The organism is Mucilaginibacter glaciei (genome assembly GCF_014773245.1).
Lineage (GTDB): Bacteria > Bacteroidota > Bacteroidia > Sphingobacteriales > Sphingobacteriaceae > Mucilaginibacter > Mucilaginibacter glaciei.
In genome coordinates this window covers 181,590-203,959 of sequence record NZ_JACWMX010000002.1, presented here as the reverse complement: position 1 = coordinate 203,959, position 22,370 = coordinate 181,590, and the positions used below count along the sequence as shown (strand labels likewise).

Genomic DNA, 22,370 nt, shown 5'->3' with positions numbered 1-22,370 from the left:
ATTATTAAATATTGTATTTCAGAATGTAAAAGTTTTATCTACCTTTGTCGTCCCTGAAAGGAGGTATTTGGGATATGATCATAATTAACGTAAAAGACGGAGAGTCATTAGATAAGGCATTAAAACGCTTTAAAAAGAAATTCGAGAAAACAGGAGTTTTAAGAGAGCTGCGCAGTCGCCAGGCTTTTGAGAAAAAATCTATTACTCGCAGGCACGAAATTAAACATGCCATTTACAAACAGAACATGAACATCGAGACTGTTTAATTTTTTCTTCACAGAAAGAATTTTACAGATTTTCTTGTCACTATAAAAAAACTATTTGTACATTCAATTTACTTGGGTGTATAAATAGTTTTTATGTTTTTAGATAAGTTCATACAGTACATTAAATTTGAGAAGCGGTACTCGCCGCATACTGTATCAGCTTACCAGTCGGACCTTGACCAGTTCCTGCTGTTTTTAAACCCACCCCACACCCAGCCATCTGTTACCGGCCCTGCCGATGTTACCCATCACGATATCCGTAACTGGATGGTGCAGCTGATGGATGACGGGGTATCCGCGCGTTCTGTTACCCGCAAAATCGCTACGTTACGCAAATACTTTAAGTTTTCATTACAGGAGGGGGATATTACCGCTAATCCAACATCGCGCATCAGCGCACCTAAAGTGCCTAAATATTTACCTGTGGTGGTTGATGGTGATAAGCTCACCGGCATGCTTGACGGCAAAATGGATGGCGAATTTGACAAGATTTTTGCCGATGATTTTGAAGGCACCCGCGATAAGCTGGTTATAGAGATGCTGTTTGGCACCGGCATGCGCCTGGCCGAGCTGGTAGGTGTAAAAGAAACAGATGTTGATTTTTATGAAAATACCGTAAAAGTTTTAGGTAAGCGCAACAAACAGAGGATTATACCCCTTAACAGCGAGCTGGTGCAACTGTTAAAGCGGTATATTGAGGTTAAGAAAAGTGAAAAAATTAATAACAATTCCTTAACCTTACTCGTTACAAATAAAGGAGCCGACGTATATCCGAAACTCATATATAATACTGTGCACAGATACCTGTCTAACATATCAACCCAGCAAAAACGCAGCCCTCATGTGCTAAGGCACACATTTGCAACCAGTTTATTAAACAAAGGCGCCGATTTAAACGCCATTAAAGAACTTTTGGGCCATGCTAATTTAAGCGCAACCCAAATTTATACCCATAATTCAGTTGAACGTTTAAAGTCTATTTACAAACAAGCCCATCCAAAGGGTTAAAACAGGAGGAAAAATGAAAATTACAGTGCAATCTATTCACTTTACAGCAGACGTTAAATTGCTGGACTTTATTCAAAAGAAGGTTGATAAGCTGGAAACGTTTTTTGATCAGATTATTAGCGGCGAGGTTTATTTAAAACTGGAGAACGTAGGCGACGAGGCCAATAAGGTAACGGAGATAAAGCTGTTGCTGCCCGGCAGCCAGATATTTGCGAAGGAGAAGTGTAAGAGCTTTGAAGAGGCTACAGACCTGGTTGTCGAGAGCCTTCGTAAACAAATAGAGAAGTATAAAACCAAAAAATCTATCGCTGCTGAAGCTGCTAAAAAAGCGGCCTTAGTATCGGAAGAAGAAGATTTTTAGGCACATACATATAACGCAAAACACGCACGAATCGGCGGGCTTTAAGCCTGCCGATTTTTTTTGTAAAAATATTTTGCACAGCCTTAATTTTTTGTAGATTTGCAATCCCTTTCAGAGAGGTCTTAATCGCCGCTCGTATATAAGGGGAATGGTTCTTTAAAATAAAAAATAATAGCGCAAAATTAATTTGCAGCCACTTTCCTGAGCTACTACTACGGTGTACGACGGGAATGGCAACAATTAAAAGCCTCCTTAGCTCAGCTGGTAGAGCGACTGACTTGTAATCAGTAGGTCATTGGTTCGATCCCGATAGGAGGCTCTGTTTATTTCGGAAGAGTGATATTTAGCTTCAACTTTGAATATCATTAGTCCGGAATTAACAATGGGGGGATACCAGAGCGGTCAAATGGGGCGGACTGTAAATCCGCTGCTTCGGCTACGAAGGTTCGAATCCTTCTCCCCCCACTTTTTAATTAGTGAGTTAGTGAATTAGTGAGTTTGAATGGTTTTTAAATCAGTCATTCGCTAAATCAGTAATTCACTACTTATTTTGCGGAAGTAGCTCAGTTGGTAGAGCGATAGCCTTCCAAGCTATAGGTCGCGAGTTCGAACCTCGTCTTCCGCTCGGTTGGTTCAATGGTTGCTTGGTTCATTAGTTCATTTGTGCTAAGCAAGTAATACCAATGAACTGATAAGGAGTGAACTAATGAACTAAAAACAAGCCGACGTAGCTCAGGGGTAGAGCACTTCCTTGGTAAGGAAGAGGTCATGGGTTCAAATCCCATTGTTGGCTCATTATATTGCGTAATAAGTATAATACATTTTAATAATAAATTAACCTACAAACAAATATAAATCATGGCAAAAGAAAAATTTGACCGCAGTAAACCGCACTTAAACATCGGTACAATCGGTCACGTTGACCACGGCAAAACAACCCTTACTGCAGCTATCACTAAAGTATTAGCTGATGCAGGTTTATCAGAAGCTCGTTCATTCGATTCAATTGACTCAGCTCCTGAAGAAAAAGAACGTGGTATAACTATCAACACTGCGCACGTTGAGTACTCAACTGCAAACCGTCACTACGCTCACGTTGACTGTCCAGGTCACGCGGATTACGTGAAAAACATGGTTACAGGTGCTGCTCAGATGGATGGTGCAATCATTGTTGTTGCTGCTACTGACGGTCCAATGCCACAAACTCGCGAGCACATCCTGCTTGCACGCCAGGTAGGTGTACCTTCATTGGTTGTATTCATGAACAAAGTGGATATGGTTGATGATCCAGAGTTATTAGAACTTGTTGAAATGGAAATTCGCGAATTATTATCATTCTACGATTTCCCTGGTGATGATATTCCTGTTATTCAGGGTTCAGCCTTGGGTGGCCTTAACGGCGAGCCTACATGGGTTGCAAAAATTATGGAATTAATGGATGCAGTTGATGCTTACATTCCAATTCCTCCTCGTTTGACTGAATTGCCTTTCTTGATGCCGGTTGAAGATGTATTCTCGATCACTGGTCGTGGTACTGTTGCAACAGGTCGTATAGAGCGTGGTGTTATCAACTCAGGTGAGCAAGTAGACATCCTTGGTATGGGTGCTGAAAACTTAAAATCTACAGTTACAGGTGTGGAAATGTTCCGCAAGATCCTTGACCGTGGTGAAGCTGGTGATAACGTAGGTTTATTGTTACGTGGTATTGAAAAAACTGATATCCGTCGTGGTATGGTTATTTGCAAACCAGGTTCAGTTAACCCACATACAGATTTCAAAGCTGAGGTTTACGTATTATCAAAAGCAGAAGGTGGCCGTCACACGCCGTTCTTCAACAAATACCGTCCTCAATTCTATTTCCGTACAACTGACGTAACTGGTGAAATTTCATTGGCCGAAGGTGTAGAAATGGTTATGCCAGGTGATAACGTTACAATCACTGTAAAGCTAATCAACGCTATTGCTATGGAAAAAGGCTTACGTTTCGCTATCCGTGAAGGTGGCAGAACAGTAGGTGCTGGTCAGGTAACTGAAATATTAGCATAATTAAATACCCTTAAATGGGTAGCAAAACGGTTAATTTTTGTGTAAAGTACCGGGGCAAATGTCTCGGTACTTTATTCACAATAGGTAAAAAGTATCAATTTCCGTTTTTTGGAGATTTAAATACACGGGAATAGTTCAATGGTAGAATAGAGGTCTCCAAAACCTTTGATCAGGGTTCGAATCCTTGTTCCCGTGCATAACAGTAATAATAAAATGGCAAGCGTAACTGAATATATAAAAGAATCATACATTGAGTTGACAGAGAAGGTAACCTGGCCAACCTGGCGCGAGCTGCAAAGCAGTGCCGTATTGGTGTTGGTAGCCGCAATTATTATTGCTCTGTTTATATTTGGTATGGATCAAATAATAGGTTACGTATTAAACAAGTTTTACACTTCATTAGCCTAATTAGATGAGCGATCAATTAAAATGGTATGTTGTGCGTGCCATAAGTGGTAAAGAAAAAAAGGTTAAGCAATACGTTGATGCAGAAGTGGCCCGTTTAGGCATTGCCCACCTTGTACCGCAGGTATTGATCCCTACCGAAAAATACTACCAAATGCGCGATGGTAAGAAAATTGCAAAAGAACGCAACTACTTCCCGGGCTATGTTTTAATGGAAGCCGCTTTAGATGGTGAGTTAGAGCACGTGATCAAGAACATTAATAGTGTGATTGGCTTTTTGGGTGATAAACAAGGTAACGCTATTCCGTTGCGCCAGGCAGAAGTTAACCGTATTTTAGGTAAGGTTGATGAGATGACCACACAGGGCGAAACTATGAATGTACCCTATTACGTTGGCGAAAATGTTAAGGTAATGGATGGCCCATTCAATGGCTTTAGCGGCGTTATTGAAGAGGTTAACGAAGAGAAAAAGAAACTAAAGGTAATGGTAAAGATATTTGGGCGCCGTACGCCGCTTGAATTGAATTACATGCAGGTAGAGAAAGAGTAGTTTGGCGAGTAGGCAGTGGTGAGTAGTGAGTTTTCATTGTCAGCCCCGGCCAAAAAACCAAAAAAAATATAATATGTGTTGAGATTTGGAGGAGAGGTAAAACTCACTATTGACAACTCACCACTCACGATCTTAAATGTTACTTAGCTTCCACTTACTAACATTGAGTTATAATTAAAACAAATCAAAATGGCAAAAGAAGTCGGTGCGATGGTAAAGCTACAAGTGAAGGGCGGCGCTGCAAACCCATCTCCACCAATTGGCCCGGCATTGGGTGCAAAGGGTGTGAACATTATGGAGTTTTGCAAGCAGTTCAACGCACGTACCCAGGACAAACCTGGTAAAGTGTTACCTGTAGTTATTACTGTTTATGTCGACAAGTCTTTCGATTTTATCATCAAAACCCCTCCGGTAGCTATACAGCTTTTAGAAGCAACAGGCTTAAAGGGTGGTTCTGCAGAGCCAAACCGTAAAAAAGTTGCCAGTGTAAACTGGGAGCAGGTTGAAGGCATTGCAAAAGATAAAATGACTGATTTGAATGCATTCACAGTAGAATCAGCCATGAAAATGGTGGCAGGTACTGCCCGCAGTATGGGAATAACCGTATCAGGTACGGCTCCCTGGAACTAATTAACCCCGAACATCAGGGTTAATATTAATTAATTTATACAAATCAGTTTAAGACAGTGGCTAGATTAACAAAAAATCAAAAAGCGGCACTATCCAAAATTGAGGCCAACAAATCATACACGTTAGAGGCAGCATCATCATTAGTGAAGGAATTAACCAACACTAAATTTGATTCATCTGTTGATATTGATGTACGTTTAGGAGTTGACCCACGTAAAGCCAATCAAATGGTACGTGGTATTGCTACCTTACCTCATGGAACCGGTAAAACTGTACGTGTATTAGTGCTTTGTACGCCTGATAAGGAACAAGAAGCTAAAGATGCAGGTGCGGATTTTGTAGGTTTGGATGACTATATTGCCAAGATTGAAGGCGGATGGACTGATGTTGATATTATCATAACTATGCCAAGTGTTATGGCTAAGGTAGGTCGTTTGGGTCGTATATTGGGCCCGCGTAACCTTATGCCTAACCCTAAATCAGGTACAGTAACCCCAGAAGTTGGGAAAGCTGTAACTGAGGTAAAAGGTGGTAAGATCGATTTCAAGGTTGACAAAACCGGTATCATTCACACTTCAATAGGAAAAGCATCTTTCACTGCTGAGAAAATTTATGAGAACGCATTAGAAGTATTGCAAACTATCTCTAAATTAAAACCATCGGCAGCAAAGGGCACATATTTTAAGAGTATACACATCTCTTCAACCATGTCGCCGGGTATTACAATTGAAACTAAATCAGTAGCGGGAATTTAATCATGAATAAAGAAGAAAAATACGACCTTGTTCTTGCCCTTACTGAGCAGATGAAAGAGTATGGTAATTTCTATATTACTGATACGTCTGATCTTACGGTTGCAAAAGTGAACAATATCCGTCGTCAATGCTTTGAAAATGAGATCACCATGCTGGTAGCAAAAAATAGCTTAATTGAAAAAGCTATGGAAGCTGCAGAAGGTGATTACACACCAATTTATGACGTTTTAAAAGGTTCATCAACTATCCTTTTCTCAAAATCAGCAACTGCCCCGGCAAAGCTGATCAAGAAATTGAGAAAAGCAGGCGACAAACCACTTTTAAAAGCAGCGTACATCGATTCGGCAATTTTCATTGGCGACGATCAGTTAGACACTTTGATCAAATTAAAATCAAAGGAACAATTGATTGGCGAGATAGTAGGCTTACTGCAATCACCAGCAAAGAACGTTATTTCTGCATTACAATCAGGCGGAAATATACTGGCAGGTGTTGTGAAAACATTACAAGAAAGAGGTTAACGAACACCTTTAAAGTTCGATTTAAACAAAAAAGCATTAAGTAAAAAATAAAATAAAATGGCGGATTTAAAAGCGTTTGCTGAACAGTTGGTAAACTTAACAGTAAAAGAAGTAAACGAATTAGCTCAGATCTTGAAAGACGAGTATGGCATTGAGCCTGCTGCTGCAGCTGTTGCTGCTGCACCAGCTGCTGGTGGTGGCGAAGACGCTCCTGCTGCTGCTGCTGAGCAAACTGCATTTGACGTGATCCTGAAAGAAGCAGGTGGTTCAAAATTAGCAGTTGTTAAATTAGTAAAAGACCTTACAGGTTTAGGCTTGAAAGAAGCTAAAGATTTAGTTGACGGTGCACCTAAAGAGGTTAAAACCGGCGTAACTAAAGAAGAAGCTCAATCTTTGAAAACTCAATTAGAGGAAGCCGGAGCAGTAGTTGAGGTTAAATAATTTAACCACCTACAAAATAGCATCAGACTCCGACCATTTTTGGTCGGGGTCTATTGCTGTTTATAACGGTTAGATTTAAAACGTGAGATAGGGGATATGAGGTCTCACGTTCATAATAAGCAGGGTTTTGAGTTAAGGCTCCAATCCGATATCTCATGTCTAACACAGGTTTAATAAAACTAAAATTATAATACCTTGGCAAACAACAATAACCAAAGAGTAAACTTTGCAACCAGCAGAAAGGTACTTGATTACCCCGATTTTCTGGATGTTCAGTTACAATCTTTCCAGGAATTTTTTCAATTGGAAACCACGTCAGACAACCGCTACAAAGAAGGGTTGTTTAAAGTATTTGCCGAAAACTTTCCGATCTCTGACTCAAGGAACATCTTTGTTTTAGAGTTTCTTGATTATTTTATTGATCCGCCACGTTACGATATACGCGAGTGTATTGAACGCGGGTTAACTTACAGCGTGCCGTTAAAGGCAAAGCTTCGCCTGTCATGTAACGATGCAGAGCACGAAGACTTTGAAACAATTGTACAGGATGTTTATTTGGGTACTATCCCTTATATGACACCTAAAGGTACATTTGTTATCAACGGTGCCGAACGCGTAATTGTATCACAGTTACACCGTTCGCCAGGTGTGTTCTTCGGCCAGAGCCGTCACACTAACGGTACAAAATTATACTCGGCCCGTGTTATCCCTTTCAAAGGATCATGGATTGAGTTCGCTACAGACGTTAATAACGTAATGTATGCTTACATTGACCGTAAAAAGAAATTCCCGGTTACTACGCTGCTTCGTGCAATTGGTTATGATTCTGATAAAGATATCTTAGAATTATTTGAATTGGCCGATGAAGTGAAGGTAAGCAAATCGGGCCTGAAGAAATTCATTGGCCGTAAGCTTGCTGCAAGGGTGCTTAAAAAATGGGTAGAAGATTTTGTGGATGAAGATACCGGTGAAGTGGTATCTATTGACCGTAACGAGATCATCCTTGAGCGCGAAACCGTATTGGAAGATGACCATATCGATATGATCATTGATGCAGGTGTGAAGACTATCATCCTGAATAAGGAAGATGCTTCAACCAGCGGTGATTATACTATTATATACAATACATTACAAAAAGATACATCGAACTCTGAGAAGGAAGCGGTGGAGCATATCTATCGCCAGTTACGTAACGCCGAACCACCTGATGAGGAAACCGCTCGTGGTATAATCGATCGTTTATTCTTCTCAGATAAAAGATATGATTTGGGCGATGTGGGCAGGTACCGCATCAACCGTAAACTGAAGCTGAATACTTCTGACGAAACAAAAGTATTAACCAAGCAGGATATCATTGCGATTGTTAAGTACCTGATCAAATTAATCAACTCAAAAGCTGAGGTGGATGATATTGATCACTTGTCTAACCGTCGTGTGCGTACCGTTGGTGAGCAGCTTTATGCGCAATTTGGTGTTGGTTTAGCACGTATGGCCCGTACCATTCGTGAGCGGATGAACATTCGTGATAACGAGGTGTTCACCCCAACCGACCTGATCAATGCACGTACACTATCATCTGTGATCAACTCGTTCTTCGGAACTAACCAGTTATCACAGTTCATGGACCAAACCAATCCACTGGCAGAGATCACGCACAAGCGTCGTCTGTCAGCCTTAGGCCCCGGCGGTCTGTCGCGTGAGCGTGCAGGTTTCGAGGTTCGTGACGTGCACTACACCCACTACGGTAGGTTATGTACCATCGAAACTCCCGAAGGACCGAACATTGGTTTGATCTCATCACTTTGTGTACACGCCAAGATCAACAACTTAGGCTTTATCGAAACACCGTACAAACGAGTGGTTGATGGTAAAGTACAGGTTGATGAGCCTGTTATCTACTTATCTGCAGAGGATGAGGATGGTAAAACCATTGGCCAGGCAAATGCTTATTACGATGATAAAGGTGTATTCGCTAACCCACGTGTTAAGGCACGTTTTGAAGGTGACTTCCCTATTATCGACCCGGATAAGCTGGATCTGATGGACATTGCTCCTAACCAGATCACATCTATCGCGGCATCATTAATTCCGTTTTTGGAGCATGATGATGCTAACCGTGCATTGATGGGATCTAACATGCAGCGCCAGGCTGTACCGTTGTTACGCCCCGAGGCGCCAATTGTAGGTACAGGTTTGGAAGGCCGCGTAGCAAAAGACTCTCGTACCCTGATCAACGCCGAAGGCGATGGTGTGGTAGAGTATGTTGATGCTAACGAGATCAAAATTAAATATGACCGTAACGAAATGGATCGTTTGATCTCTTTCGATGGCGATACACGCAGCTACTTGTTAACCAAGTTTAAAAAGACCAACCAAAGCACTACCATCAACCTGAAACCTATTGTTAAGAAAGGCCAAAGGGTTACTAAAGGTGAAGTACTTTGTGAAGGTTACGCTACCCAAAATGGCGAGCTTGCATTAGGCCGTAACCTTAAAGTGGCATTCATGCCTTGGCAAGGTTACAACTTTGAGGATGCGATTGTAATATCTGAGCGCGTTGTGTCTCAGGATATCTTTACATCATTGCACGTTGAAGAGTTTGAGCTGGAAGTACGTGATACTAAACGCGGCGAAGAGGAATTGACACCGGATATCCCTAATGTATCTGAAGAAGCTACCAAAGACCTTGACGAAGACGGTATCATCCGTGTTGGTGCAGAGGTTAAGGAAGGCGACATCCTGATAGGTAAGATCACTCCAAAAGGTGAATCAGACCCTTCACCGGAAGAAAAATTACTGCGCGCTATATTTGGTGATAAAGCAGGTGATGTTAAAGATGCATCTTTAAAAACCCCGCCGTCTATCGCAGGTGTTGTTATTGATACTAAATTATTCTCACGTGCTAAAAAAACTACTAAGGCCGAAGAAAAAGCACAGATAGAGAAACTTGATATTAAACACGATAAGGCAGTAAAAGATCTTAAAAATACTTTGATCGAAAAGTTATTTGAGATTGTTAACGGTAAGACATCACAAGGTGTTTACAACGTTTACAAAGAGCTTTATGTAGCTAAGGGTGTTAAATTCACGCAGAAGATCCTGACGGAGTTGAACTACGAAAACATCAACCCAACTAAATGGACTACTGACGACGAGAAGAACGATCAGATAAAAACTTTGCTTCATAACTACAACATTAAGGTTAATGAAGAACTGGGTGCTTATCGTCGCGACAAATTCGCTATTAGTGTGGGTGATGAGCTGCCATCAGGTATCGTACAAATGGCTAAAGTTTACATCGCTAAAAAGCGTAAACTTAAAGTAGGTGATAAAATGGCGGGCCGCCACGGTAACAAAGGTATTGTTGCACGTATTGTACGTGACGAGGATATGCCTTTCTTAGAAGACGGAACGCCGGTTGATATTGTGTTGAACCCACTGGGTGTACCTTCACGTATGAACTTGGGCCAGATCTATGAAACCGTGTTAGGTTGGGCAGGTAAAGAGCTGGGTGTTAAATTTGCTACCCCTATTTTTGATGGTGCAAGCCATACCGAAGTAGAGGAGTGGATCACTAAGGCAGGCTTACCGGAATCTGGCCGTACCTATTTATACAACGGCTTAACCGGCGATCGTTTTGACCAGCAAACCACTGTAGGTATTATCTACATGCTTAAACTGGGCCACATGGTTGATGATAAGATGCACGCCCGTTCAATCGGCCCGTACTCACTTATTACACAACAGCCATTGGGTGGTAAAGCACAGTTTGGTGGCCAGCGTTTTGGTGAGATGGAGGTTTGGGCATTAGAGGCATTTGGTGCTTCAAACATCCTGCAGGAAATATTAACCGTTAAATCGGATGATGTTATCGGCCGTGCCAAAACTTATGAAGCTATTGTTAAGGGTGAAAACCTGCCGACACCATCAGTTCCGGAATCATTCAACGTATTGGTTCATGAATTAAGAGGTTTAGGTTTGGATATCACGTTAGAATAATTAGTGATTTAGTGAGTGAGTGAATTAGTGATTTCAACATCCGTTCATTCGCTCACTAATCCAATTTGAGTAAAGCAGGTGATTAAATTCACCAATTCACTAAATCGCTAATTCAACAATTAAAAAAAAGGGAGACTATGTCTTACAAAAAGGATAATAAAATCAAGAGTAATTTCACCACCATTACCATCAGTTTAGCTTCTCCGGAATCTATCTTGGAGCGTTCGAGCGGTGAGGTTTTAAAACCTGAGACCATTAACTACCGTACCTACAAACCTGAGCGTGATGGTTTGTTTTGCGAGCGTATTTTTGGTCCGGTGAAAGATTACGAATGCCATTGCGGTAAATACAAACGTATCCGTTACAAGGGTATCGTGTGCGACCGTTGCGGTGTTGAGGTAACCGAGAAGAAAGTTCGCCGCGAGCGTATGGGCCACATCAATTTGGTGGTGCCTGTTGCGCATATCTGGTACTTCCGCTCGTTGCCAAATAAAATTGGTTACCTGTTGGGCTTGCCTACAAAAAGGCTTGACCTGATCATTTACTACGAACGTTATGTAGTAATACAACCGGGTATCAAAGAATCTGACGGGATCTCTAAAATGGATTTCCTGACAGAAGAAGAGTACCTGGATATATTGGATACTTTACCAAAAGAAAACCAATACCTTGACGACAAAGACCCACAGAAATTTGTGGCTAAAATGGGTGCCGAGGCATTAGAAGAGTTGTTAAAGCGCATCAACTTAGATGAGCTTTCATACAACTTACGCCACCAGGCAGCTAACGAAACTTCACAGCAACGTAAAAACGAAGCCTTAAAACGCTTACAGGTTGTTGAGGCTTTCCGTGGTGCGGCTACAAGGATCGAGAATAACCCGTCATGGATGATCGTTAAGATCGTACCGGTTATACCTCCTGAATTACGCCCGTTAGTACCATTGGAAGGTGGCCGTTTCGCTACTTCCGATTTGAACGATTTATACCGCCGTGTAATTATCCGTAACAACCGTTTAAAACGTTTGATCGAGATCAAAGCACCGGAAGTTATTTTACGTAACGAAAAACGGATGTTACAGGAAGCCGTAGATTCGTTATTTGACAACTCACGTAAAGTTAACGCGGTTAAAACTGAAGGTAACCGTGCTTTAAAATCACTTTCAGATATCCTGAAAGGTAAACAAGGCCGTTTCCGTCAAAACTTATTAGGTAAACGTGTAGATTATTCGGCACGTTCTGTAATTGTTGTAGGTCCAAACTTGAAGCTACACGAGTGCGGTTTACCTAAAGATATGGCTGCTGAGTTATTCAAACCATTTATCATCCGTAAGATGATTGAGCGTGGTGTGGTTAAAACAGTAAAATCTGCCAAGAAAATAGTTGACCGTAAAGACCCATTAGTGTGGGATATATTAGAGAATGTATTAAAAGGACACCCGGTATTATTAAACCGTGCACCTACGTTGCACAGATTGGGTATCCAATCCTTCCAGCCAAAATTGGTTGAAGGTAAAGCGATACAATTGCACCCTTTAACCTGTACCGCCTTCAACGCGGATTTTGACGGTGACCAGATGGCTGTGCACGTACCACTGGGTAACGCAGCAATTTTGGAAGCCCAGGTATTGATGCTTGCATCTCACAACATTCTTAACCCTGCTAACGGTACGCCAATTACAGTACCTTCACAAGACATGGTGCTTGGTTTGTACTACATAACCAAAGGCCGTAAAACTGATGAGGGGCGTATTGTAAAAGGCCAGGGCTTAACTTTCTACTCGTCTGAAGAGGTTATTATCGCTTATAACGAAAGAAAGATTGACCTGCACGCCTTTATCAAGGTTAAAGGAAAAATTAAAGATCGCGATGGTGTCATCGTATCAAAAATAATTGAAACTACTGTTGGCCGCGTGCTATTTAACGAGCACGTGCCAGAAGAAGTTGGTTACATTAACGAACTATTGACCAAAAAATCACTGCGTGATATTATTGGCGAGGTGGTTAAGATGACCGGTATGGCACGCGCTGCCCAGTTCCTTGATGATATTAAGGAGTTAGGTTTCCGTATGGCATTCCAGGGTGGTTTATCATTTAACCTGAAGGATATTAACATTCCCGAAGAAAAAGTGACACTGATTGCTCAGGCTTCAAAAGAAGTGGAGGATGTTATGGGTAACTATAACATGGGTTTCATTACCAACAACGAGCGTTACAACCAAATTATCGATATCTGGACACGTATCAACAACCGCTTAACCGCGAATGTGATGAACATCCTGAGCAACGATAACCAGGGCTTTAACTCGGTTTACATGATGCTTGACTCAGGTGCACGTGGTTCTAAAGAGCAGATCCGTCAGCTTGCAGGTATGCGTGGTTTGATGGCTAAGCCTCAAAAATCAGGTTCAGGTGGCGAGATCATTGAAAACCCTATCCTTTCAAACTTTAAAGAAGGTTTGTCGGTATTAGAGTACTTCATTTCTACCCACGGTGCGCGTAAAGGTTTGGCGGATACGGCGTTAAAAACAGCTGATGCTGGTTACCTAACCCGTCGTTTACATGACGTTGCACAGGATATGATTGTTGGTGAAGTTGATTGTGGTACTTTAAGAGGTATTTATACAACTGCATTAAAAGATAATGAGGATGTTGTGGAGCCGTTATACGACCGTATTTTGGGCCGTACAACTCTGCATGATGTTCACGATCCTATAACAAACGAATTATTACTTACCGCAGGTGAAGATATCACCGAAGAAATTGGTAAGAAAATAGAGAACTCACCTTTAGAAGGTATAGAGATCCGTTCGGTATTAACTTGCGAAAGCAAACGTGGTGTTTGTGCTTTATGCTACGGCCGTAACCTTGCAAGCGGTAAACGCGTGCAAATGGGCGAGGCTGTTGGCGTAATTGCTGCACAGTCTATCGGTGAGCCGGGTACACAGTTAACGTTACGTACCTTCCACGTGGGTGGTACGGCATCAAATATTGCGGCCGAGTCACAGATCAACGCTAAATTTGATGGTGTTATTGAATTTGAGAACGTACGTACGGTTGATTATAAAACTGATGAAGGTAATGTTGACGTGGTATTGGGTCGTTCAGGCGAGTTCCGTATCATTGAGGCAGGCACCAACAAAGTTATTGTAACCAACAACATCCCTTACGGTTCATACCTGTATGTTAAGGATGGTGCTACCATCTCTAAAGGCGACCGTATCTGTTCATGGGATCCGTACAATGCGGTTATCATATCTGAATTTGCCGGTGCAACCCAGTTTGAGGCGGTATTGGAAGGTATTACTTTTCGTGAAGAAAGCGATGAGCAAACAGGTCACCGTGAAAAGGTTATTATTGATACCAGGGATAAAACAAAAAACCCTGTTATTCAGATAATTGATAACAAAGGTAACGTGATCAAAGGTTACAACATCCCGGTAGGTGCCCACATTTCTGTTGAAGAAGGTGAGAAACTACAAACCGGGCAGGTTATTGCCAAGATCCCTCGTTCTACAGGTAAAACGCGCGATATTACAGGTGGTTTACCACGTGTAACCGAGTTATTCGAAGCACGTAATCCATCTAACCCGGCTGTAGTAACCGAAATTGATGGTGTGGTAACTTTAGGTGGTGTGAAACGTGGTAACCGCGAGATCACGATTGAAAGTAAAGACGGGCAGGTTAAAAAATACCTGGTGCCATTGTCTAAACACATCCTGGTACAGGATAACGACTTTGTTAAGGCAGGTATGCCATTGTCTGATGGTTCTATCTCTCCGGCAGATATCCTTGCTATTAAAGGCCCTGCTGCGGTACAAGAATATCTTGTTAACGGTATCCAGGAAGTTTACCGCTTACAGGGTGTAAAGATCAACGATAAGCACTTTGAGGTGATTGTTCACCAGATGATGCAAAAGGTTGCCATTGAAGATGCCGGCGATACCCGTTTCTTGGAAAGAGAAGCAGTAGATAGCTGGGACTTTATGACAGAGAATGACGAAATGTTTGATAAAAAGGTTGTTGTGGAGCCAGGTGATTCCGCTACATTAAAAGCCGGACAGATCATATCATTGCGCAAGCTTAGGGATGAAAACTCCGTGTTAAGACGTAAAGACTTAGCATTGGTTGAAGTAAGGGATGCGATTGCCGCAACCTCGAGCCCGATGTTACAAGGTATTACCAGGGCATCATTAGGTACAAAATCGTTTATCTCTGCAGCATCGTTCCAGGAAACTACCAAGGTACTGAACGAAGCAGCTATAGCGGGTAAGAAAGACTTAATGCTTGGCTTGAAAGAAAACGTTATTGTTGGTCACTTAATTCCTTCAGGAACAGGTTTACGCGAATACGATAATATCCGCGTAGGTTCTCAGGAAGAATTTGATCGCCTGATGGCCTCAAAAACTGAAGAAGTGGAAGCTTAATCAGATTTTTTTAGATACTTTTGCAAAGCCTTTTATGAAAATAGAAGGCTTTGCTATTTTAGTGCTATGGAAGAACAAAACGAAGCCCAGATAAATATTGAATTGTCTGAAGAAGTTGCCGAAGGCGTATATGCTAACCTTGCCATTATCACCCACTCCAGCTCAGAATTTGTACTGGATTTTATCCGCGTGATGCCGGGTGTGCCCAAGGCCAAAGTGAAATCGAGGATCATCCTTACGCCCGAGCATGCCAAGCGCTTGCTATCTGCCCTGGCAGATAATATCGAGAAGTTTGAGGCTGCTAACGGCGGTGTAAAAATCCCAAATGACCCAACCGGTTTTCCGATGAATTTCGGCGGCACGATGGGCCAGGCGTAAACTGCAAAATATAAGCTGAATTATCTATTATTGAGTGATAATTAGCAAAAAATAAAGAAATTTAGATGAAAAAAATTATAGTTTTTGGTGCGTCGGGGCAGTTAGGGCAATGCTTTAAAAAAATAGCGGCAGATGATAACCTCGGTTACCTGATCTTCCCGGCAGAAGGCGAAGCAAATATTTTAGACGTAGCCGCGCTGGAACAGGTATTTGCCAAATACACCCCCACCCATGCTATTAATTGTGCCGCGTATACAGCTGTAGACAAAGCGGAGGATGATGTAGATGCTGCTACCAGTGTAAATAAAACAGGTGTAGAGAATATTGCCAGGCTGTGCAAAAAGCATGATACTGTACTGGTACAGGTATCTACCGATTTTGTGTTTAAAGGCGATAAAGCAAGCCCGTTAAATGAGGAGGACGCGACCGAACCGATAGGCGTTTATGGCCAAACCAAGCTCGACGGCGAATTGGTTATACCGGGCTTAACAGATAGTTACTTCATCTTACGTACGGCATGGTTATACTCGGAATTTGCTAACAATTTTGTTAAAACCATGCTCAAATTAGGTGCCGAACGCGATCTGTTAAAAATAATTGCCGACCAGATAGGCACACCAACTTATGCAATGGACTTGGCTAATGCTATTTTAACTGTAATCAACTCAGATAGCACGGCTTATGGTGTGTATCATTACAGTAATGAGGGAGTAGCATCGTGGTATGATTTTACCAAAGCTATCTTCGATTTATCGGGCACAAATACCAAAGTATTGCCTATAAGCACCAGCGAGTACCCTACACGCGCAGTAAGGCCGCCCTATTCGGTTATGGATAAGACTAAAATTAAGAAAACATTTAACATAGATATCCCTTATTGGAGGGATAGCCTGCAGGTTTGTATCGGCAGGTTAAAGCAATAATAACAACAAACAACATGAAAGGTATCATATTAGCAGGTGGCTCGGGCACGAGGCTTTACCCCATTACTAAGGCGATAAGTAAGCAATTAATGCCTATTTACGATAAGCCGATGATCTATTACCCCTTATCGGTTTTAATGCTTGCCGGTATCAGCGAGATATTGATCATCACTACCAAAGAAGATAACCCCGGCTTTGTGCGCCTTCTGGGCGATGGATCTGACCTGGGGTGTAAGTTTGAATATGCCATACAGGAAGTGCCAAACGGTCTTGCCCAGGCCTTTGTTATTGGCGAAAAATTTATTGGCGATGATAAGGTCGCACTGGTATTAGGCGATAACATTTTTTACGGTTCGGGCTTTAGCAGGCTGATCCAAAGCTTTAACGATATCGAAGGTGCTGCGATTTTTGCCTATCCTGTTGCCGACCCTGAACGCTACGGAGTGGTGGAGTTTGACGAAAGTTTTAAAGCCTTATCAATTGAAGAGAAGCCTACCAATCCAAAATCTAAATACGCTGTACCTGGTTTGTATTTTTATGATAATACAGTTGTCGAGATTGCTAAAAATATTCCAATGTCGCCGCGTGGTGAGTACGAGATAACTGATGTAAATAAGGTTTACCTGGAGCAGGGTAACCTAAGCGTAGGCGTAATGGATAGGGGCACCGCCTGGTTAGATACCGGAACGTTTGATTCGTTAAGTGATGCTACTGAATTTGTACGCGTGATAGAAAAACGCCAGTCGCGCAAGATTGGTTGTATTGAAGAGGTGGCCTACCTGATGGGCTTTATTGACGATGAACAACTGAAAGTGCTGGTAGAAAGATACCGTAAGAGCGGATATGGCTTGTACCTGCAATCATTATTAGACGAGTAGATTGTTTAATTGAGCGATAATATTTAATGCTGGTGGCTAATAGCCTCCAGCATTTTTTTTGACAGGTCGGCATCAGCTGCATCCAGCCAAATCATCGCCTTATCCTTCCGGAACCAGGTAAGCTGCCTTTTAGCAAACCGGCGGGTATTTTGTTTAATAGCTGCTATAGCCATAGGCAAGTCGGTCAGTCCGTCAAAATAATCGAATAGTTCGCTATAGCCAACGGTATTCAGTGCATTTACATGGCGGTAGGGCAGCAGGCTTTTTGCCTCTTCAATCAGTCCCTGCTCAATCATCAGATCTACACGGCGGTTGATACGGTCATATAATACAGCCCTATCCATATCCAAACCTAATTTGATGATATGAAAGGGGCGTTTATTAGCTGTAGCCGTAAGATAAGAGGAGAAAGGCTTATCGGTAGTTTCGTACACTTCCAAGGCCCGTATAATACGCTGTGGGTTGTTCAAATCAACCTCGTTATAATATATAGGGTCTACCGCTTTAAGCCGCTCCTGTAAAACGGTTATGCCTTTTTCGGTTAACTCGGTGTTTAGCTTGTTGCGGGTAATTTCATCCGCACTTGGCAGGTTATCAAACCCTTCCGTAATAGCCTTAATGAAAAGGCCCGATCCGCCGGCCAGTATCACCACATGATGCTCTTTGAAAAGATTGCCCAATAAATGCAGGCATTGTTTCTCAAAATCACCAACAGAAAATGGTTCGGTAATGGAATTGGAGTCGATAAAATAATGTGGGGCCGCAGCTAATTCGGCTGAGTTGGGTTTAGCTGTACCGATAGACATTTCCCGGTAAAACTGCCTGGAATCGGCCGATACCACAACCGTATTAAAATGATTAGCCAGTTGTATAGCCGCCGCCGTTTTGCCCGAAGCAGTTGGGCCGGCAATTACGATAAGGGTGGGTTGGGTAAATACGCTGTTCATAATTTTTAGTCCACGGCCCATAGTTTATGGGGGGCCATGGACTAAAATAGAAATATGCTTTTAAATATTAATAGTCGTCGTGGCGGCCGGGTTTGTCTTCGTCCTCAAACTCTGCGTCATCGCCAAAGCCAAACTCGTCCTCTTCCTCATCGTTACTTTCTACTTTCTTGTCATCACCTTCATCTACACCTGTATCGGTTACTTCAGAGAAATCTTCGGCATCCTCAGGGTTAAAAGCTAATTCATGTAAAAAGTCCAGGTCTTCTTCTCCAGGGTCATCCACTGCGGCGGCATCGGGATTAAATACGTTACCGAATTGCTTAGGGGCATCGCCAACCGAGCGTACAACCGCAGGGTAGGTTACACCCGGCGCGTCGTCCAGAATGATCTTCATCAATTCTACATGGAAATCAAATGGCCTGTCGAAGTTGAAGGTGTAATAGAATTTCTGGTGCGGATCGTCAATAAAACTGCTCAGTTTTATCTTTTCCATCAGCGGAATTTTACGGTCGATGCGTTTTTGGTTTGGAAGATAAGTGATCTCTTCTCCCTTCATCCACTGATCATTACTGATATAAAAAGAAGACGGGAATTCAGGGTTATACCCGGTAGATTGATGGATTGCTTTGTGCAGATCTTCAAATGTTTGATTAGATTTTACATCGATATCCCTCGATACTTCATCATAATCTTCAAATGTAACCCTGAACCTGTATAGTGCCATTATTGTGGTAGTTTTTTGTCAAAAATAGTAATGATAATTTAATTTGTGGTTGCAACAACTTTCAAGCCAATTTCTTGCCCTTTTGCAATTGTGAACGTAATTGCCGCTTCTCGGTCGTTGGGGATCTCGCCTTCCAGTATCGCTTCGCGGATCTTGTTCTTAATAATCCCTACTTCACGCCCCTCACTAATCCCAAAAAGCTGCATAATATCCAGCCCGGTAATTGGCGGCTGCCAGTTTCGGATACTGTCGCGTTCTTCCACATCTTTCAGCTTTTGCTGCACCAATTCAAAGTTTTGCCGGTACTTTTTAACCTTGTATTCGTTTTTAGTGGTGATATCTGCCTTGCATAATAGCATCAGCCCTTCAATATCATCACCCGCCTCAAACAGTAACCTACGCACTGCCGAATCTGTTACAATAGATTGCGATAGCACTATGGGCCTTAAATGCAGCTGTACTAATTTTTGTACCAGCTTCATCTTTTCGTTAAGCGGTAATTTAAGTTGCGCGAAGATCTTAGGCACCATGCGCGCGCCTTTATCTTCGTGCCCGTGAAACGTCCACCCGTGGCCGGGCTCAAAGCGTTTGGTAGGCGGTTTGGCTATATCATGCAAAATAGCGGCCCAGCGCAACCAAAGGTCGTCGGTTGCTTCACAGATGTTATCCAATACTTGCAGCGTGTGGTAAAAGTTGTCCTTATGCCCTTTGCCGTTGATGATCTCTACACCGTAAAGCGCCACCATTTGCGGAAAGATAAGATCCAGCATCCCGGTATCAAACAAATAATTAAAACCGATGGAAGGAGTGGGCGACAGGATGATCTTATTCAACTCGTCGGTAATACGCTCCTGCGATACAATTTTAATGCGGTGCAGGTTGCTTTTTATTGCCTCGATAGCTTCGTCATCTATCCGGAAGTTAAGCTGGCTTGCAAAGCGGATTGCCCGCATCATGCGCAAGGGGTCGTCAGAAAAGGTCTCTACCGGGTTTAGCGGCGTGCGGATCAGTTTATGCTCCAGGTCGCCGATGCCGTTGAACGGATCAATCAGCTCGCCGTATTGGGAAGGGTGGAGGGCAATGGCTAGTGCGTTGATGTTAAAGTCGCGGCGTTTTTGGTCGTCCTCAAGCGTACCGTTCTCTACAATTGGCTTGCGCGAGTCTGAACGGTAGCTTTCCTTGCGGGCCCCTACAAACTCCACCTCCACATCCTGGTAGCGCAGCATAGCGGTACCAAAGTTTTTAAATACCGATACCTTTACGTTAAGCTTTGCGGCTACCGCCTCGGCAAAATCAATACCGTTGCCTAAAACAACAATATCAATATCCTTTGAGGGCCGCTTTAAAAAAATATCGCGCACGTACCCGCCAATGGCATATACCTGCAAGTTCTTATCGGCAGCAAGTTTAGATATGACAGAAAATACCGGGTGTTGCAGGTGTTGTTTCATAGAGATAAAGCCGCACCGCAGCTTATGTGGAACAGGGCAAATTTAATGATATTAAAATTAACGGCGAATAAATTGGAAACTACCGCTTGGGTCGAGCCGCATAATGGTCGATGGGCGCTTAACCTCCATGCTGTGCTGGTCAATATCCACCACATAATCTACCCCATCGATGATTTCGGGGTCTATCTTACCAAAATACTCGGGCGATGGCTGGCCGCTGATATTGGCCGATGTAGACACCAGGGGCTTACGCAACCGCTGTATGAGCTGCTGGCAAAACGGGTTTGCGGTTACCCTTACGCCAACGCTTCCGTCTTCGGCTATCAGGGCCGGTGAAATGTTTTTGGCACCGGGCATGACCAGGGTAAGCGGGTGTTCGGCATATTCCATCAAGTCGTAAGCTATATCCGGCACTTCGTTGATATAGCTTTGCAGCTTGTTATCAACATCCAGCAAAATGATCATGCTTTTGCTTTCGGCCCGCTGTTTTAGGGCGTAGATTTTTTTTACGGCTTCGGTATTCGTGGCATCGCAGCCAATACCCCAAATGGTATCGGTAGGGTAAAGGATAATGCCGCCATCCTGAACCACTTTAAGGGCTTTGTTTACTTCGTCTTTAAGCATCTTTCAGGTGCAAACTTAATGCATTTATTATTTTTATTTCATCTAATAGCTCCATGCATTTGGGCACACCGTACAATTCGCAGGTATTGCGTACACATGGCTCGCATTCCAGCTGGCCGTAGCGGAGTACAGATAGTACTTTTTTGTTGTAAGGCGCGGTGTTGTTTTCATCACCCGCACCAAATAATACTACCGTAGGTACACCAATACTGTTTGCCAGGTGCGCCGGGCCCGAATCTGTACTAAGCACCACCTTGCAGCCGGCCATCAAATTTACAAGCCCCTGCAAGTCGGTTTTGCCTGCATAGTTGTGCAGCCTGTTTGGCTGGTCTACAACTTCAATCATTTCGTCAATAAAATCACGTTCGGCCGGTGCGCCGACGAAAACCAGCGTAACACCTTTAAAAGCCGCCAATAAATTAGTAATCAGTTTGCGCCCTTTATCCATGGGCATCCTGCGGGAGGTTGCCTCCGAATTAAAGTTGATGAGGATGGCATCCTGTTTAAAAATAAGGCATTGCCCGCTGTTCAGGTTCACCTGTTTATCGGTAACGGGTTGTCCGGTAAAGTTCTCTAACAGCGAAAGGTACTCCTCTACCCGGTGCAGTTTAAGCGGTTTTTTGTAGGACCGGGTCATCAGGAAAAAGCCGCCCTCTTTATTAAACCCTACCCGCTTTTTGGCCCTGGTTGACCACGCCAATACTGCCGATGATAGCGAATGCGGCAGGTTAAAAAATATATCGTATTGGTGTTTGCGCAGTGCCTTGCCAAAATGAAATACGCCGCTCAGGCCGCTGTTTTGTTTTTTGGAAAATGAGAATACGCGATTAACCCCGGGGATAAGCGCCGCGATGCTGGCCAGCTCCTGTTTGATAATGATATCAACAGTGGCATCCGGGTAAAACTGCTTAACAGCCCGCACAAATGCGGTACTCATTACCACATCGCCCAGCCAGTTAGGCAGCCTGATCAGGATTTTAAGATTGGAGATATTAGATTTGAGATTTGAGACAGGGGCCATGGTACCTTTATGAGTATA

Annotated in this window: 20 protein-coding genes and 5 tRNA genes; 20 read left to right on the top strand and 5 right to left on the bottom strand. The window is 42.9% G+C overall.

Translation table 11 applies throughout. The annotated features are described in order from the left end of the window. Window positions 1-74: 74 nt before the first annotated feature. From rpsU to rfbA, 20 genes are all read left to right on the top strand, one after another. Window positions 75-266, top strand: coding sequence for a 30S ribosomal protein S21 (rpsU, locus tag IDJ76_RS05525; RefSeq protein WP_128531938.1), 192 nt, complete (start codon window positions 75-77; stop codon window positions 264-266). Between the two features lie 93 nt (window positions 267-359). After that, window positions 360-1,274 (top strand): tyrosine-type recombinase/integrase, encoded by a 915-nt coding sequence (locus IDJ76_RS05520; RefSeq protein WP_191161598.1) that lies wholly within the window; start codon window positions 360-362, stop codon window positions 1,272-1,274. A 13-nt stretch (window positions 1,275-1,287) separates the two neighbouring features. Next, a complete protein-coding gene (gene hpf / locus IDJ76_RS05515; protein WP_191161596.1) occupies window positions 1,288-1,635 on the top strand; it encodes a ribosome hibernation-promoting factor, HPF/YfiA family in 348 nt (115 codons plus the stop codon). A 246-nt stretch (window positions 1,636-1,881) separates the two neighbouring features. Then, window positions 1,882-1,954: transfer RNA gene (locus tag IDJ76_RS05510), tRNA-Thr, on the top strand. 65 nt (window positions 1,955-2,019) lie between these two features. Further along, window positions 2,020-2,100, top strand: a tRNA-Tyr gene (locus IDJ76_RS05505). An 87-nt stretch (window positions 2,101-2,187) separates the two neighbouring features. Beyond that, a tRNA-Gly gene (locus IDJ76_RS05500) sits at window positions 2,188-2,260 on the top strand. 96 nt (window positions 2,261-2,356) lie between these two features. Then, window positions 2,357-2,428, top strand: a tRNA-Thr gene (locus tag IDJ76_RS05495). A gap of 65 nt (window positions 2,429-2,493) precedes the next feature. Further along, complete coding sequence (tuf, locus tag IDJ76_RS05490; RefSeq protein ID WP_191161594.1) at window positions 2,494-3,681, top strand: elongation factor Tu; 1,188 nt, start codon at window positions 2,494-2,496, stop codon at window positions 3,679-3,681. Between the two features lie 124 nt (window positions 3,682-3,805). Beyond that, a tRNA-Trp gene (locus tag IDJ76_RS05485) sits at window positions 3,806-3,876 on the top strand. 18 nt (window positions 3,877-3,894) lie between these two features. Next, window positions 3,895-4,089, top strand: coding sequence for a preprotein translocase subunit SecE (gene secE / locus IDJ76_RS05480; RefSeq protein ID WP_191161592.1), 195 nt, complete (start codon window positions 3,895-3,897; stop codon window positions 4,087-4,089). Between the two features lie 4 nt (window positions 4,090-4,093). Continuing rightward, window positions 4,094-4,636: a transcription termination/antitermination protein NusG gene (gene nusG / locus IDJ76_RS05475; RefSeq protein WP_191161590.1), complete on the top strand. Its 543-nt coding sequence runs from the start codon at window positions 4,094-4,096 to the stop codon at window positions 4,634-4,636. Between the two features lie 189 nt (window positions 4,637-4,825). Further along, the gene (gene rplK / locus IDJ76_RS05470) at window positions 4,826-5,266 is read left to right on the top strand and encodes a 50S ribosomal protein L11 (RefSeq protein ID WP_138806596.1); all 441 of its coding nucleotides are present in this window, start codon (window positions 4,826-4,828) and stop codon (window positions 5,264-5,266) included. Between the two features lie 56 nt (window positions 5,267-5,322). Beyond that, the gene (gene rplA / locus IDJ76_RS05465; protein ID WP_191161588.1) at window positions 5,323-6,021 is read left to right on the top strand and encodes a 50S ribosomal protein L1; all 699 of its coding nucleotides are present in this window, start codon (window positions 5,323-5,325) and stop codon (window positions 6,019-6,021) included. Window positions 6,022-6,023: 2 nt separating this feature from the next. Next, on the top strand, window positions 6,024-6,542 hold the full coding sequence (gene rplJ / locus IDJ76_RS05460) for a 50S ribosomal protein L10 (RefSeq protein ID WP_191161586.1): 519 nt from the start codon (window positions 6,024-6,026) through the stop codon (window positions 6,540-6,542). Between the two features lie 57 nt (window positions 6,543-6,599). Next, window positions 6,600-6,983: a 50S ribosomal protein L7/L12 gene (rplL, locus tag IDJ76_RS05455; protein WP_191161584.1), complete on the top strand. Its 384-nt coding sequence runs from the start codon at window positions 6,600-6,602 to the stop codon at window positions 6,981-6,983. A 195-nt stretch (window positions 6,984-7,178) separates the two neighbouring features. Next, window positions 7,179-10,982 carry a DNA-directed RNA polymerase subunit beta gene (gene rpoB, locus IDJ76_RS05450; protein ID WP_191161582.1) on the top strand — a complete coding sequence of 1,268 codons (3,804 nt, stop codon included), beginning with the start codon at window positions 7,179-7,181 and terminating at the stop codon, window positions 10,980-10,982. A 137-nt stretch (window positions 10,983-11,119) separates the two neighbouring features. Beyond that, entirely contained in the window at window positions 11,120-15,406 is a 4,287-nt protein-coding gene (rpoC, locus tag IDJ76_RS05445) for a DNA-directed RNA polymerase subunit beta' (RefSeq protein ID WP_191161579.1), read from the top strand. Between the two features lie 66 nt (window positions 15,407-15,472). Further along, window positions 15,473-15,784 (top strand): DUF3467 domain-containing protein, encoded by a 312-nt coding sequence (locus tag IDJ76_RS05440; RefSeq protein ID WP_191161577.1) that lies wholly within the window; start codon window positions 15,473-15,475, stop codon window positions 15,782-15,784. Between the two features lie 65 nt (window positions 15,785-15,849). Next, window positions 15,850-16,707, top strand: coding sequence for a dTDP-4-dehydrorhamnose reductase (gene rfbD, locus IDJ76_RS05435; RefSeq protein WP_191161575.1), 858 nt, complete (start codon window positions 15,850-15,852; stop codon window positions 16,705-16,707). A gap of 14 nt (window positions 16,708-16,721) precedes the next feature. After that, complete coding sequence (rfbA, locus tag IDJ76_RS05430) at window positions 16,722-17,585, top strand: glucose-1-phosphate thymidylyltransferase RfbA (protein ID WP_191161573.1); 864 nt, start codon at window positions 16,722-16,724, stop codon at window positions 17,583-17,585. A gap of 23 nt (window positions 17,586-17,608) precedes the next feature. On the opposite strand, the gene miaA is transcribed toward rfbA, so the two are convergent. The 5 genes from miaA to IDJ76_RS05405 form a co-directional block, all read right to left on the bottom strand. Further along, entirely contained in the window at window positions 17,609-18,532 is a 924-nt protein-coding gene (miaA, locus tag IDJ76_RS05425; protein ID WP_191161571.1) for a tRNA (adenosine(37)-N6)-dimethylallyltransferase MiaA, read from the bottom strand. Window positions 18,533-18,599: 67 nt separating this feature from the next. Beyond that, window positions 18,600-19,256 carry an IS1096 element passenger TnpR family protein gene (locus IDJ76_RS05420; protein WP_191161569.1) on the bottom strand — a complete coding sequence of 219 codons (657 nt, stop codon included), beginning with the start codon at window positions 19,254-19,256 and terminating at the stop codon, window positions 18,600-18,602. Between the two features lie 38 nt (window positions 19,257-19,294). Next, complete coding sequence (locus IDJ76_RS05415) at window positions 19,295-20,707, bottom strand: CCA tRNA nucleotidyltransferase (protein ID WP_191161568.1); 1,413 nt, start codon at window positions 20,705-20,707, stop codon at window positions 19,295-19,297. 57 nt (window positions 20,708-20,764) lie between these two features. After that, window positions 20,765-21,331 carry an L-threonylcarbamoyladenylate synthase gene (locus IDJ76_RS05410; protein ID WP_191161566.1) on the bottom strand — a complete coding sequence of 189 codons (567 nt, stop codon included), beginning with the start codon at window positions 21,329-21,331 and terminating at the stop codon, window positions 20,765-20,767. After that, on the bottom strand, window positions 21,324-22,352 hold the full coding sequence (locus IDJ76_RS05405; RefSeq protein WP_191161564.1) for a glycosyltransferase family 9 protein: 1,029 nt from the start codon (window positions 22,350-22,352) through the stop codon (window positions 21,324-21,326). The genes IDJ76_RS05410 and IDJ76_RS05405 overlap by 8 nt, the downstream gene beginning before the upstream one ends. Window positions 22,353-22,370 lie beyond the last annotated feature (18 nt).

Bases quoted from the DNA above. Each gene is read 5' to 3' on its own strand.
- rpsU (WP_128531938.1), top strand. From the start codon at position 75: ATGATCATAATTAACGTAAAAGACGGAGAGTCATTAGATAAGGCATTA.
- IDJ76_RS05520 (WP_191161598.1), top strand. From the start codon at position 360: ATGTTTTTAGATAAGTTCATACAGTACATTAAATTTGAGAAGCGGTAC.
- hpf (WP_191161596.1), top strand. From the start codon at position 1,288: ATGAAAATTACAGTGCAATCTATTCACTTTACAGCAGACGTTAAATTG.
- tuf (WP_191161594.1), top strand. From the start codon at position 2,494: ATGGCAAAAGAAAAATTTGACCGCAGTAAACCGCACTTAAACATCGGT.
- secE (WP_191161592.1), top strand. From the start codon at position 3,895: ATGGCAAGCGTAACTGAATATATAAAAGAATCATACATTGAGTTGACA.
- nusG (WP_191161590.1), top strand. From the start codon at position 4,094: ATGAGCGATCAATTAAAATGGTATGTTGTGCGTGCCATAAGTGGTAAA.
- rplK (WP_138806596.1), top strand. From the start codon at position 4,826: ATGGCAAAAGAAGTCGGTGCGATGGTAAAGCTACAAGTGAAGGGCGGC.
- rplJ (WP_191161586.1), top strand. From the start codon at position 6,024: ATGAATAAAGAAGAAAAATACGACCTTGTTCTTGCCCTTACTGAGCAG.
- rplL (WP_191161584.1), top strand. From the start codon at position 6,600: ATGGCGGATTTAAAAGCGTTTGCTGAACAGTTGGTAAACTTAACAGTA.
- rpoC (WP_191161579.1), top strand. From the start codon at position 11,120: ATGTCTTACAAAAAGGATAATAAAATCAAGAGTAATTTCACCACCATT.
- IDJ76_RS05440 (WP_191161577.1), top strand. From the start codon at position 15,473: ATGGAAGAACAAAACGAAGCCCAGATAAATATTGAATTGTCTGAAGAA.
- rfbD (WP_191161575.1), top strand. From the start codon at position 15,850: ATGAAAAAAATTATAGTTTTTGGTGCGTCGGGGCAGTTAGGGCAATGC.
- rfbA (WP_191161573.1), top strand. From the start codon at position 16,722: ATGAAAGGTATCATATTAGCAGGTGGCTCGGGCACGAGGCTTTACCCC.
- miaA (WP_191161571.1), bottom strand. From the start codon at position 18,532: ATGAACAGCGTATTTACCCAACCCACCCTTATCGTAATTGCCGGCCCA.
- IDJ76_RS05420 (WP_191161569.1), bottom strand. From the start codon at position 19,256: ATGGCACTATACAGGTTCAGGGTTACATTTGAAGATTATGATGAAGTA.
- IDJ76_RS05415 (WP_191161568.1), bottom strand. From the start codon at position 20,707: ATGAAACAACACCTGCAACACCCGGTATTTTCTGTCATATCTAAACTT.
- IDJ76_RS05410 (WP_191161566.1), bottom strand. From the start codon at position 21,331: ATGCTTAAAGACGAAGTAAACAAAGCCCTTAAAGTGGTTCAGGATGGC.
- IDJ76_RS05405 (WP_191161564.1), bottom strand. From the start codon at position 22,352: ATGGCCCCTGTCTCAAATCTCAAATCTAATATCTCCAATCTTAAAATC.